11 protein-coding genes and 1 pseudogene are annotated in these 11,822 nt (G+C 70.4%); 5 read left to right on the forward strand and 7 right to left on the reverse strand.

The window, feature by feature from the left end:
- Positions 1 to 135: 135 nt before the first annotated feature.
- A complete protein-coding gene (locus ACWEOE_RS16080; protein ID WP_452009225.1) occupies positions 136 to 909 on the reverse strand; it encodes a cytochrome P450 in 774 nt (257 codons plus the stop codon).
- Positions 910 to 1,058: 149 nt separating this feature from the next.
- Positions 1,059 to 1,870 (reverse strand): annotated as a pseudogene (locus tag ACWEOE_RS16085) (sigma-70 family RNA polymerase sigma factor); the annotation flags it as partial.
- A 67-nt stretch (positions 1,871 to 1,937) separates the two neighbouring features.
- On the opposite strand from ACWEOE_RS16085, the gene ACWEOE_RS16090 reads away from it, so the two are divergent.
- Positions 1,938 to 2,591 carry an FMN-dependent NADH-azoreductase gene (locus ACWEOE_RS16090; protein WP_452009227.1) on the forward strand — a complete coding sequence of 218 codons (654 nt, stop codon included), beginning with the start codon at positions 1,938 to 1,940 and terminating at the stop codon, positions 2,589 to 2,591.
- A gap of 68 nt (positions 2,592 to 2,659) precedes the next feature.
- Here the strand turns inward: ACWEOE_RS16090 and ACWEOE_RS16095 are convergent, their stop codons facing one another.
- From ACWEOE_RS16095 to ACWEOE_RS16110, 4 genes are all read right to left on the reverse strand, one after another.
- Complete coding sequence (locus tag ACWEOE_RS16095) at positions 2,660 to 5,317, reverse strand: glycoside hydrolase family 3 protein (RefSeq protein ID WP_452009230.1); 2,658 nt, start codon at positions 5,315 to 5,317, stop codon at positions 2,660 to 2,662.
- A 220-nt stretch (positions 5,318 to 5,537) separates the two neighbouring features.
- Positions 5,538 to 6,455, reverse strand: a complete 918-nt coding sequence (locus tag ACWEOE_RS16100) for an acetamidase/formamidase family protein (RefSeq protein WP_452009232.1) — start codon at positions 6,453 to 6,455, stop codon at positions 5,538 to 5,540.
- A gap of 24 nt (positions 6,456 to 6,479) precedes the next feature.
- A complete protein-coding gene (locus tag ACWEOE_RS16105) occupies positions 6,480 to 6,620 on the reverse strand; it encodes a hypothetical protein (RefSeq protein ID WP_452009235.1) in 141 nt (46 codons plus the stop codon).
- A gap of 70 nt (positions 6,621 to 6,690) precedes the next feature.
- The gene (locus tag ACWEOE_RS16110) at positions 6,691 to 7,527 is read right to left on the reverse strand and encodes a DUF4436 family protein (RefSeq protein WP_452009237.1); all 837 of its coding nucleotides are present in this window, start codon (positions 7,525 to 7,527) and stop codon (positions 6,691 to 6,693) included.
- Between the two features lie 103 nt (positions 7,528 to 7,630).
- Here ACWEOE_RS16110 and ACWEOE_RS16115 point away from each other — a divergent pair, with 103 nt between their 5' ends.
- From ACWEOE_RS16115 to ACWEOE_RS16125, 3 genes are read left to right on the forward strand one after another with little or no spacing between them, the layout of a single operon-like run.
- Positions 7,631 to 8,686, forward strand: a complete 1,056-nt coding sequence (locus tag ACWEOE_RS16115; RefSeq protein WP_452009240.1) for an agarase — start codon at positions 7,631 to 7,633, stop codon at positions 8,684 to 8,686.
- A complete protein-coding gene (locus ACWEOE_RS16120; protein WP_452009242.1) occupies positions 8,679 to 9,236 on the forward strand; it encodes a TetR/AcrR family transcriptional regulator in 558 nt (185 codons plus the stop codon). The genes ACWEOE_RS16115 and ACWEOE_RS16120 overlap by 8 nt, the downstream gene beginning before the upstream one ends.
- A gap of 36 nt (positions 9,237 to 9,272) precedes the next feature.
- Positions 9,273 to 10,019 carry a dienelactone hydrolase family protein gene (locus tag ACWEOE_RS16125; protein ID WP_452009244.1) on the forward strand — a complete coding sequence of 249 codons (747 nt, stop codon included), beginning with the start codon at positions 9,273 to 9,275 and terminating at the stop codon, positions 10,017 to 10,019.
- 39 nt (positions 10,020 to 10,058) lie between these two features.
- On the opposite strand, the gene ACWEOE_RS16130 is transcribed toward ACWEOE_RS16125, so the two are convergent.
- Entirely contained in the window at positions 10,059 to 10,322 is a 264-nt protein-coding gene (locus ACWEOE_RS16130; protein WP_364058448.1) for a GlsB/YeaQ/YmgE family stress response membrane protein, read from the reverse strand.
- A gap of 234 nt (positions 10,323 to 10,556) precedes the next feature.
- Between ACWEOE_RS16130 and ACWEOE_RS16135 the strand changes: the two genes are divergently transcribed.
- Complete coding sequence (locus ACWEOE_RS16135) at positions 10,557 to 11,798, forward strand: ATP-grasp domain-containing protein (RefSeq protein ID WP_452009247.1); 1,242 nt, start codon at positions 10,557 to 10,559, stop codon at positions 11,796 to 11,798.
- Positions 11,799 to 11,822: the final 24 nt, after the last annotated feature.

The raw sequence follows: 11,822 nt of genomic DNA on the forward strand, positions 1-11,822 counted from the left end.
CCTCCAGATGTCGTGGTCCGCTTCGAGTGCGAAGCGGGCCTGGTGGAGGCAACGTAAATGATCATTCTCGCCAATGTTGCACTTTGGCTCGAAGTGTCACACCATCGAGCGATCACGCGAGAACGCCGGCCGTGCTCAGTCGAGCTTGCAGCGCACCGGCAGGTACTTGAGACCACCGACGAAATGCGTCTCCGTCCACGCGGGCTCACCGGCGAGCTCGGCGGACCGGAGCCTCGGCAGCAGCTCGTCGAAGAACGCGGCGAGCTCCATGCGTGCGAGCGCGGCGCCGAGGCAGTAGTGCACGCCGAACCCGAAAGCGAGGTGCTTGTCGGGGGTCCGGGCCACGTCGAACGCGAACGGGTCGGTGAACACGTCCTCGTCCCGGTTGGCCGAGGGGTAAGCGAGCAGCAGCGAGTCGCCCTCGTCGATCGCGACGCCGCGCAGCTCGCAGGGCTCGGCGGCGGTGCGCATGAACGACTTCACCGGCGTGACCCAGCGGATCATTTCGTCGACCGCGGCCGGCATCAGGCTCGGGTCCGCGGTGAGCCGGGCGAGCTGCCCGGGGTGCTCGATCAGGGCGTGGAGGCCGCCGGCGAGCGTGGCGCTCGTGGTGTCGTGGCCCGCGGTCGCGACGAGCACGTAGTAGCTCAGTGTGTCCATTTCGGACAGGTATTCGCCGTCGACCCGCGAGTTCGCGATCTGGGAGGCGAGGTCGTCGGTCGGGTGGGCGCGCCGCTGCGCAGTGAGCTCGGTGAAGAACGCGAACAGCTGCCGCTGCACCTCGACGAACCCCTCCGGGCCGAGGTTCTCGCCGGCTTTGTCCGCGTCGGCGGTCCCGAACAGCTCCTGCGTGAGCCGGAGCATCAACGGGAAATCGGACTCGGGAATGCCGAGCAGCGACAGGATCACCTACAGCGGGAAATGGAGGCTGATGTCGGCGACGAAATCGCACTGTCCTCCGAAGTCGTCGCGCATCCGGTCGACGTACTGCTTCGCGAGCTCGCGCACGCGCACCTCCAGCTGTCGCATCGCGCGCGGCCGGAACCAGTCGGAGCGGCGACCACGACCCCCGCCAGCCGCTGCGGATCGGCGATCACCTCGTACGCGGTGACGCGCCCGTCGGTCACCGTCACCTTGAGCACACCGGTCAGCCGGCCCGCGGGCGCGAGCACCAGCCCGACCGTGCCGTCGACCAGTGCGAGCTCCCCGAGGCGCGCCCGGCCGGCGAAGGTGGTGGCGCCGCGCGCGACCGCCTCGGCACCGCGGAGCACGGCTGCGGCACCGGGTGCCAAGGCGGCCGCGTCGGCGTGCCGGACGACGTCGGGGGCGAGCAGGTCGAGCAGCGTCGCGAGATCACCACCGCGGGCAGCCGCGAGGAACGCGGCCACGACCTCCCGGTGGTATCCGAGATCCGCGCCGGGGTGCCGCGCACGCGCAGGCGGGCCCGGCTGGCGAGCTTCTTCGCCGTTGCCGGTGTGCAGTCCAGGATCGGCCCGATCGCGTCGAACGGGACCGCGAACAAGTCGTGCAGCCCGAACGCCACACGTTCGGCGGGGGCGAGCGCCGCCAGCACCATGAGCAGCGCGCGGCCGACCTCGTCGGCGAGCGCGACGTCGTCCTCCGGGCCCGCGACCCCGCGGTCGGGCAGCTGCTCGACCGGCGTTTCGCGCCGCGCCCGCAGCACGTCGAGGCAGATGCGCGAGACCACGGTGGTCGGCCAGGCCGCGAGGTTGTCCACCTCGGGGGCGGCGGCGAGCCGCAGCCAGGACTCCTGCACGGCGTCCTCGGCTTCGGCCGCCGAGCCGAGCATCCGTCGCGCGAGCGCGCGCAGCCGGGGGCGTTCCGCTTCGAACCGGGTGGCCAGCGCCATCGGTCACCTTTCCTCTTCGTGGTGGGTCGGGTGGGTGAGTGGACCCGACCGGAGAAAGAGGAACCGGATGACCGACATGGTAGCGCCACTGCTGCGCGTCGATTCGAGCGCCGACGGCACGGAGTCCGTCACGCGGCGGCTGACCTCGTTGTTCGTCGAGCGGTGGCGGGGTGAGGTGCGCCGGCGCGACCTGGTCGCCGATCCCGTGCCGCCGATCCGCGAGGCCTACGCCCGGCTCGGGCGCCGTGTCGAACGCCGGGGGAGTGTCGCGCTGGAAGACATCGTCGCGCTGGCCGCCGATGAAGCCGAACGCCGCGAATGGGAGCGGACCTTGCCGCTGGTCACCGAGGTGCGGCAAGCCGGCACCGTGCTGCTCGGGGTGCCGATGTACAACTTCTCGGTCCCGGCCGCCCTGAAGGCGTGGATCGACCGCGTGACGTTCCCCGGCGTGTTCGCGGATGCCTTGGGCGGCACCAGGTTCGTGGTCGTGACCGCGCGCGGCGGCGCGTACGGACCGGGCACTCCACGCGAGGGCTTCGGCTTCCAGGAACCGTACCTGCGGGTCTACCTGACGAACTTCGGCGTGCGGCCGGAGAACCTGGCGTTCGTGCACGCGGAGCTCACGCGCGTCGGGGACATTCCCTCGCCGGCGGGCCTGGAGGACCTCGCGGAGAAATCCCTCGCCCAAGCCCGGGAGCGGATTCTCGAACTGACGGCGTGACCGTCGCCTGATCGAAAACCGGGGCGCCCGCGGGAAAGTCCCGCGAGCGCCCCGGCGAGCTCACTGCCTCACGTGAGATCCGAACACTTCAGCGCGTCCGGATCCTTGGCTCCGCCCGGTGACCACCGCACGTTCGCGAACGACGCCGAGAACGCGGCGTCGGTGTAGACCAGGAACGGTGTGTTGACGTTCTCGAAGTCGAGACCGTTCGCGAAGCACGACAGCGGGATCTTCACCGTCGACTTCTGTCCGGCCGGCAGGTCGGTGAACAGCTTGGTGGCGTTGACCTCCGAGAAGCACGGGTACATGCAGTGCATGCTCACCACCGTCCGGTTGACCGGCGGCGAGTTCACGATCACGTCGAACTCGAGCGCCCCGTCGGCGTTGGGGTACCCGCGAAGGTCGGCGGTCTGTGGGCTCTGCAGGTACAGCTGTGCGGCACCCGTGCCAGTCCACGTCGCCTTGAGGCCGTCGGCCTGCACGTTGACGTCGGCCGGGGTCACCGTGATCTCGGGGTGCGCCGCCGTGCCGTCCGGGCCGATCTCCGTGCCGCCCCAGTTGGACGCCGAGCCGATGTAGCTCTTGTACGGCGCGATGTCCGTGCGGTCGAAGATCGAGAGGTCCTCGGTCGCGGTGCCCCCGCCGCCGGTCGAGCCGCAGGTGGTCGGGCCCTCGGTCTCGTCGAGCTTGCCCACGGTGGCGCGCTGGCCCGTCTTGAGGCCGTAGCCCAGCGCGAACTGCGGGTCGTAGTCCTGGCTCCACGGGTTGAGCGGCGTCTGGCACGCGCTCTTCGGCCACGAGTACGACAGCTTGCCGGAGTAGCCGGTGCCGTCCTTGCCCTTGACCATCATGTCCGCGACGCCGCCACCCTCGGTGCCGGGCAGCCAGGCCGCCACGAACGCGTCGGAGCGGTTGATCTCCTTGTTCAGGTACAGCGGCCGACCGCCGACGTAGGCGGTGATCACCGGAACGCCCTTGCCGCTCACCTTGTCCAGCACGGCGAGGTCCTCGGGGTAGAGCTTCGCGGCCTCCAGCGACTTGCGCTGCAGGTCGCCCACGCCCTCGGCGTACGGTGTCTCACCGATCACCGCGATCACCGCGTCGTACCCGGTCGGGTCGACGTCGCCCTTCTCGCTGAAGGTCACGTTGGCGTCGCCGAGGTCTTCCTTGAGCCCGCCCAGGATCGAGGTGGCGTTGGGGAAATCGGCGTTGGTGTTGCCGGTGCCCTGCCACGACAGCGTCCAGCCGCCGGTCTGGTTCTGGATGCTGTCGGCGCTCTTGCCGACCACCAGCACCTTCGACTTCGGCTTGAGCGGCAGCACGTTGCCGTTGTTCTTCAGCAGCGTCTGCGACTCGCGCACGGCGTCGCGGGCGAGCCACTTGTCCGTGAGCGCCTCGTCGGAGTTGGCGTAGGAGCGGTCCGAGGGCTTCTGCTCGTCGAGGATCCCGGCACGCAGCTTCACGCGCAGGATGCGGGTCACGGCGTCGTCGATGCGCGACATCGGAATCTGCCCGTCGTTGACCTGCGCGACGGTGTTGGTGATGAAGGCCTTCCAGTCGGCCGGCACCATCACCACGTCGACGCCGGCGTTGATCGCCTGCGGGCAGCTCGCGTTGGTGCAGCCGGGAACCTGGCCGATGCCGTTCCAGTCCGACACGACGAGGCCGTCGAAGCCCATCTTGCCCTTGAGGATCTGGTTCAGCGCCTTGTCACTGCCGTGCAGCTTGCCCTCGTTGATGCCGAGCTCGGCGTTGGTCCAGCTGTTGAACGACACCATCACGGTCTGGGTGCCGGCGGCGAGCGCGCCGTAGTAGCCCTGGCCGTGGATGTTGATCATGTCGGCCTCGGACGAGGGGTTCACGCCCTGGTCCTGGCCCTTGATCGTGCCGCCGTCGCCGATGAAGTGCTTGGCGGTGGCGATCACGCCGTTGTAGGTGATGCGCTTGGTGGCGCCGTCCTGCAGGCCGTTGATGGCCTCGTAGCCGTAGGCGCGGGTGATGCGCGGGTCCTCGGAGAAGCCCTCGTACGTGCGGCCCCAGCGGTCGTCCTGCACCACGGCGAGCGTGGGCGCGAAGGCCCAGTCCTGGCCGGTGGCGCGGATCTGGCGCGCGGTGGCGTTCTCGACGTCGCGGACCAGGCACGGGTCGTGGGCGGCGCCGAGCGCGATGTTCTGCGGGAAGACGGTGGCGCCGTAGACGTTGTTGTTGCCGTGCACGGCGTCGATGCCCCAGATCACGGGGATCTTCGTGCGGCTGGTCTTCGACGCGGTCCAGTAGGCGTCGGCGAGGTTCAGCCAGTCCTGCTGCGTAGCGTGCTTGTTGCCGCCCGGCCACGAGCCGCCGCCGTTGAGCACCGTGCCGATGGCGTACTGCTTGACCTCGTCGGGGGTGATCGCGTTGATCTCGGGCTGGGTCATCTGCCCGACCTTCTCTTCCAGCGTCATGCCGGAGAGGATCTTCGCGATGCGGGCCTCGTCTTGCGGGTTCTTCTGCATCCTGCTGTCGACCTTCGGCCAGTCCGAAAGGGTCGGCAGGGTTTTCTCGATGCGCGCGCAGCCGTCCTTGTCGAGGGCGGGCTGCCCGATCTCGGGCTGGGCCGCGGCGGGGGTGGCCGGCGCGGCGGGGGCGGGCGCGGCGTTCGCGACGCCGCCCAGCAGGGTGAGGCTCGCGAGTGCGGCGAACGTGGTCCTTCGGGCCCGGGACCACCCGGGGGATCTTCTGGCCATCGACAGTCCGTTCTGCGGAGGGCGGCGGGGACGGGCCCCAAGCGGGCCCTCGCGATCCTGACCGGACAAAGAGGATGGCGTCAAGAGGTCCGGACCCTACGGAAGTCTGTTATTTCTCGACTCGAATTAAGGTCTGATCGCACGAGGCTCACGGATGGACCAGACCAGTGGCGGCCGGGGGCACACGCGGGTGGCCGCGAAGGCAGACTTGCGCGGAACCTCAGCGGATCGCGCCGGTGGGGAGTAGCGCGTGCACACCCCAGGTCTGGTTCGCCACCTGGGTCACGCGCAGGTCCACCACTGGGCTCGCGAGCGCGAGCGCGGTCGGGCGGTCGAGCTCGTGCAGCGTCTGCAGCCACGTGAGCATCGCGCCGAGCGCCTCGGCGGTGGCCTCGTTGAGGTCGGTGTGGAAGCCGAACGTGACGCGGCCGGCGGGGGTCTCGGCGTGGATGCCGGGCACGGGCCGGCCGGAGGTGACCTCAAGCGTGAGCTCGGTCGTCATCGGGCATTCGATGGCCGTGCCGCCGACCTCGCCGTCGCCCTGGGCCGCGTGCCCGTCGCCGACGAGCAGGTTCGCGCCCGGCACCGTCACCGGCAGGTACAGCGTGGAGCCCGCCACGAGCTCGCGGCAGTCGATGTTGCCACCGCCGGCCGGGCGCGGCGGCACGGTGGAGTGGTCACCCGGCTCGGCGGGCGGCAGGCCGATCACCCCCAGGAACGGTGCCAGCGCCACCGAATGGCCGAGGTGGTCGGTGCCGGTGGTCCCGTCGAGCTCCCACAGCAGCTGCCCGCGCGGACCGTCGGCGACACCCAGCTTGCGGGCGAGCCAGTTGTCCTTCGACGCCGACACGGTCCAGCCCCAGTCGCCGGGCCGCAGATCGTCGAGGTGCACGGCCAGCACGGCGCCCGGCTCGGCGCCCCGCACGGCGATCGGGCCGGTCAGGCAGTGCCCACGGCTCGGCTCGATCATCCGCGGCCGCTGTTCGCCGGGCGTGCGCTGGCGCTCCAGGAACCCGTGGCAGTCCAGCGATCCGACCACGACCGTGTCCCCGTCGTCGACGGTCAGCACGGGTGCGGTGTCCCGATTGAAGACGTCGATCGTGGTGTCGGCGGTCGGGTCGAGGTGGTGCCGGGCCATGTGCGCTCCCTGGGGTCGGTGCTCTCACCGGATCTTGGCACGGCCGCGGGCCCTCTGGCGGCGCCACGTGAGCAAGGCCGCGACGCGGCCACGGCGGTCGTCGGCTTCGAGCCGGTCGCGGCGCGTCTGGTGCTCGAGCTGCCAGGCCAGGTTCGCAGTGATCACGGTGGGCTCCCTCGTCGTCGGGTCGTCTCGGAGACGACTCGCGACCGAGCCCGGAATCGACACCGCGTGGCTAGTTTTTCGGGTTCGCCCGCTCCACGACCGCACCCGCGACCACCGAGGCGAACACGCTGAGCGCCACGATCAGCTCGGCCCACAGGAACGCCGTGTAGTCGAGCAGCGAACCGATCGGCGGCGACCCCGGCGCGGCGTTGCGGAAGGACGCCAGCGCGAACAGCGACGCCGCCATGAACCCGAACGCGGGCCACACCAACCCGCGCCGGCGCGAGATCAGGTGCCGCGCCCCGAGCGCCACCGCCACGGCGATGGCCCACATCGCGAACATCATGAACAGCGCGAACACCAGCACGCTCGTCGCGCGGGTGAAGCGGAGCTTGAGCCCGCCGTCGTCGTCGGAGCCGGTCACCGCGAGGCTGAAGAGGCTGTCGACCTTGTCGAGCGTCAGCAGCACCGGCACCGGCTTGCCGTCCTGCACGGCGGCGAACCGGATGTCGCTGTCGTAGCCGTCGAACGGGTAGTCGGTCACCGCGCCGACCGTGAGCGGGATCGGCAGGTCGCTGCTCGCGATGCGCTCGTGGGCGGGGAACGTCTGGTCTCCGCGCAGGCTCGAGGAGTTCAACAGCGTGAGATCCCCGGACGGTGCCACGCCGCCGTCCTCGCCGAGCCGCCCCCGCGGCTCCACCAGCACGCGCAACGTCACCTCCCGCGCCACGGCGTCGACCTTCTGCACGGTGGCGAACACGTCGATCCGGTCGGGCGCCTCGACGCCGATGGAGTGCCAAGTGTCGCCCGCCGTCCGCTCGGCCGAATGCACCCACACCCCGACCCCCGCCGCGCCCGCGATGCCCACCAGCACGACCGCGGCCCACACCACGACCTTCCACCTCATGGCGGTGATGGTGGCACCGGAGGGGGTGCGGCGCCCGGGCTCTCACGCAGGCGGGTGACCCCGGGTTTTCAGGGGAGACGAACCGGTTCGTATCCTCAAGCGCATGACGTTCTTCACGGTGGCCCGGCAAGGCCGGTGGACTTTCCTGGATCCGCACGGCGAGCCGTTCGCGTCGATCGGGGTCGCGCACGCCCACGACACGAATCTGCGCTACGGGCACAACCAGGACATCTGGCGCGAACGCTACGGCGGCGACCGGCGCCGGTGGCTGCGCGAGGGCCTCGGCGAGGACCTGCGCGACTGGGGTTTCACCACGGTCGGCGCGACGGGGGAGTACATCAGCGGCACCGGGCTCGGCGTGACCGGCACGGTGGTCGACCTGGGGCACGCCGAAGACCTGCCCGGGGCCGACGTCGCGGAGGCGGGGCTGCCGTACGTGCAGGCGCTACGGGTGGCGGAGATCGAGTCGTGGAACGGGTTCCCGGCCTACCGCGACCCGCGCTCGCCCGCGTTCGCCGAGTACTGCGACCACCTGGCGCGCACGCTGTGCCGGCCCGGGGATCCGTTGCTGCTCGGGTACTTCCTCGTCGACGGCCCCGCGTGGGCGCGCCACCCGACGGGCGCGGGCTGGCCCGGTCCGCTCGCCGAGACGGCCGAGGCCTACTACGCCACCGTCACCGCGGCGATCCGCCGCCACGACCCGGACCACCTCATCCTCGGCGACCGGTACGGGACGAAAGCGGGAGCTCCGGACGAAGTGCTCGACGCGGCCGCGAACCACGTGGACGTGTTGTCGGTGCAGACGTTCCCCGCCCCGGGCGCGCTCGACGCGGCGCTGGAGACCCTCGAACGCTGGCACACCCGGACCGGGCTGCCCGTGCTCGTCGCCGACACCGGCAACTGGTGCCCGACCCGCCTGAGCCCGCACCGCACCGGCAGCCGGCGCGACCAGGCGGACCGCGCCGCCGGGTACGTCGAGGCCGCCGAGGCGTTCGCCGCGCTGGACTGGTGCCTGGGCTGGCACTGGTGCGCCTACGTCGAAAACCCGCAGCGCGGCTGGGGGTTGAAGGACCCGTGGGACGAACCGTACGAAGACCTCGTGGGCCCGGTCACCGCCGTCAACCGGCGCGTGGCCGCGGCCTGGACGCGCGATGCCTGACCCCGCCCGCCGCAACCCCCACACGCACCGCGCGATCCTCGACGCCGCCTGGGACCTCACCGCCACGGGCGGCTGGGCCGCGGTCAGCGTCGACGCCATCGCCGCCCGCGCCGGCGTCGGCAAGCGCACCGTGTACCGCTGGTGGCCGAGCAAGGCGGCCGTGGTGCTGGAAGCCTTCCTCGACCACGCCCGCGCGACGCCGGTGCCGACGCGCGCCACCACCGCCGAAGGACTGCTGCGGGCCCACGCCCGCCACTTCGTGGACCTCTACGTGGACACCGAACTCGGCCGCGTGCTCACCGGCCTGCTCGGTGCGGCCCAGCAGGACCCCGACCTCGCCGCCCGCCTCGGCGAGCACTGGTTCGAGCCACGCCGCGAGCCCGTCCGCGCTGCGGTGCGCGAGGTGCTGCCCCCGGACGTCGACACCGAGCTGCTCCTGGACCTCGTGTTCGCCCCCCTGCACTACCGCCTGCTCACCGGACGTCGCCCGCTCGACCATCGCTGTGCAGACGCCGTTGTCACGGCGGCCCTGCACGGGGTACTAGGTTGAGATCGAGAGCCAGCAAGCTTGATCGACAGGAGTGACATGCGCAAGGAGAAGGTGGACGTCCCGGCCGCCGACGGGGTCGCCGACTCGTACCTGGTCGTGCCCGAAGGCGGGCCGCACCCCGGAGTACTGCTGTTCATCGACGCGTTCGGGCTGCGGCCGCGCATCGAGGAGATGGCCGACCGCATCGCCGAGGCCGGTTATGCCGTGTTCGTCCCGAACCTGCTGTACCGCGGTGGTCGCGCGCCGCAGATCGACGTGGCGGAGCTGGGTGACCCGGAGAAGCGGGGCGAGATCTTCGGCAAGATCATGCCCCAGATCCAGGCGCTCGGCGCGGACAACGCGATCCAGCGCGACGCCGAGAAGTACCTGGACTTCTTCGCCGCCCAGGAGGGCGTGGCCGAAGGTCCGGTCGTGATCACCGGGTACTGCATGGGCGGCACGAACGCGCTGCGCGTCATTGAGGCGTTCCCGGAGCGCGTGAAGGCGATCGCGGCGTTCCACGCGGGCGGGGTGGTCACCGACGGGTCCGACAGCCCGCACCTCGGTGTCGGCTCGATCACCGGCGAGGTGTACTTCGGGCACGCCGACCAGGACCACTCGATGTCGGCCGAGCACATCAAGACGCTGGAGGCCGCGCTCGACGAGGCGGGCGTCACCTACCGCTCGGAGGTGTACGAGGGCGCGACCCACGGCTACACCATGACCGACACCGCCGCCTACAGCGAAGCCGGCGAGAAGCGGCACTGGGAGAACCTGTTCGCGCTGCTGGAACGCGTGAAGTGAGCCCCTGGCGGGGTGGCGACGAGCCACCCCGCCATCGCGTCAGTCCCGGCTGCGGTGGAAGATCATCCGGTACGCCACCAGGATGATCAGCGCGCCGAGGATCGCCAGGCCCCAGGTGCGCAGGTCGAAGAACGTGCCGAGCTGCACGTGGAACAGCGTCTTGCCGACCCAGCCGCCCACGAAAGCGCCGCCGATGCCGAGCAGGATCGTGATGATGCAGCCGCCGGGGTCCTTGCCCGGCATGAGCGCCTTCGCGATCAGCCCCGCGATCAGGCCCAGCACGATCCAGCTGATGATTCCCATGTCCGTCCTCCCGGCCGCGGTGCGGCGTCGTTCCCGGCGCGAACCGCGCTTCTTGAGCGCACAGGATGGCAGGCACCCGAACGGGTGGCGCGGCGAGCACGCCGGACGTGACCTGGATCTCAACCCGAGAGTGTCCACAAGGGACTGGCCGGCCCCTCGATCGGCGGGCGGCGCTCACCTCTGGGACCGTGGAGGGACGAGACCCAGCACATCCGCCGAGAAGAGGAGCGGTCCATGGCCCAGCCCGCGCCGGTCACCAAGAATCCCGACAAAGGATATCTGGCCGTGCTCGGCTGGAGTCTCAACGCGGTCGAGGCGCTCGACCGCTTCGACCGCCGCTACGTCGTGGTCGCGCCCGACTGGGCCGAGCCGTACTGCACCGAGCACGAAATTCCTTACCTGCCCTGGAACTTCGAGAGACTCAACGACCGGTCCATGGAGATCGCCGAGACCCTGAAGCAGGAAGGGGTCGACGTCGCCATCCCGCTGTTCGAGGAGACGGTGGAGTGGGCCGGTGCGATCAACTCCGTGCTGATGGACAACCCCCGCTTGTTCGGGCAAGCGATGTTGTTGCGGGACAAGGCTTTGATGAAACGGCGCGCGCAGCTGGGCGGCATCCGCGTCGGCATCTTCGAGGAGGCCCACGCGCGCGACGACGTGGTGCGCTTCCTCAAGCGCGTGAACCAGACGCTGCTCAAGCTCGACGGCGACCCCAACGACCCGATCCACCTCAAGGCGTTCGACAAGGCCGGCTGCCTGGGTCACCGGGTGATCCGCACGCCCGACGAGATCGACATGATCCCGGACGAGGAGTTCCCCGTCCTCATGGAGTCGCACCTCGACGGCTGGGAGTTCGCCGTGGAGGCGTGGATCCACGGCGGGAAGATCAAGTTCCTCAACATCTCCGAGTACGTCACGCTCGGGTACTCCGTGTTCGTGCCGGCGACGCCGGAGCTGGAGCGCTACCGGCCGCAGATCACCGCGCAGATCGAGAAGCTCGTGAAGACCTTCGACATCGAATTCGGCTTCGTGCACCCCGAGTACTTCGTGACCAGCGACGGCGAGATGTACTTCGGCGAGGTCGCCTACCGCCCGCCCGGCTTCAAGGTGTTCGAGCTGCTGGAGCGGGCGTACGGCTTCAACGCCTACCAAGCGCTGGCCCTCGCGTTCGACCCGAAGACCACGGAGGAGGAGATCGACGCGTTCTTCCCGCGTGAGGTCGTCGACGCGTCCGGGGTCGCCGGGTGCTTCGGGGTCTACCCTCGGCGGCGGGTCGTCAGCGAGCTGCGGATCCCCGAGGAGACCGAGGACGACGACTACTACGAGTCCCACGACCTGACCGCGCCCCGGGAGGAGACCGTGACCAAGCGGACCGCGTTCGGGACCCACTGGGGACTGCTGTACTTCTTCGGCGACGACGCCTACCGCATGCGCGACCTGCTGAAGAAACAGGAAGAGCTCGACTTCTACGTCTGAGTACCCAGGCGGGACAGCGGAGAA

Source organism: Amycolatopsis sp. NPDC004368 (assembly GCF_053602515.1).

Excerpts from the sequence above, each read along its gene's own strand:
- ACWEOE_RS16095 (WP_452009230.1), bottom strand. The coding sequence starts at position 5,317 with ATGGCCAGAAGATCCCCCGGGTGGTCCCGGGCCCGAAGGACCACGTTC.
- ACWEOE_RS16135 (WP_452009247.1), top strand. The coding sequence starts at position 10,557 with ATGGCCCAGCCCGCGCCGGTCACCAAGAATCCCGACAAAGGATATCTG.
- ACWEOE_RS16110 (WP_452009237.1), bottom strand. The coding sequence starts at position 7,527 with ATGAGGTGGAAGGTCGTGGTGTGGGCCGCGGTCGTGCTGGTGGGCATC.
- ACWEOE_RS16090 (WP_452009227.1), top strand. The coding sequence starts at position 1,938 with ATGACCGACATGGTAGCGCCACTGCTGCGCGTCGATTCGAGCGCCGAC.
- ACWEOE_RS16100 (WP_452009232.1), bottom strand. The coding sequence starts at position 6,455 with ATGGCCCGGCACCACCTCGACCCGACCGCCGACACCACGATCGACGTC.
- ACWEOE_RS16120 (WP_452009242.1), top strand. The coding sequence starts at position 8,679 with ATGCCTGACCCCGCCCGCCGCAACCCCCACACGCACCGCGCGATCCTC.
- ACWEOE_RS16130 (WP_364058448.1), bottom strand. The coding sequence starts at position 10,322 with ATGGGAATCATCAGCTGGATCGTGCTGGGCCTGATCGCGGGGCTGATC.
- ACWEOE_RS16125 (WP_452009244.1), top strand. The coding sequence starts at position 9,273 with ATGCGCAAGGAGAAGGTGGACGTCCCGGCCGCCGACGGGGTCGCCGAC.
- ACWEOE_RS16115 (WP_452009240.1), top strand. The coding sequence starts at position 7,631 with ATGACGTTCTTCACGGTGGCCCGGCAAGGCCGGTGGACTTTCCTGGAT.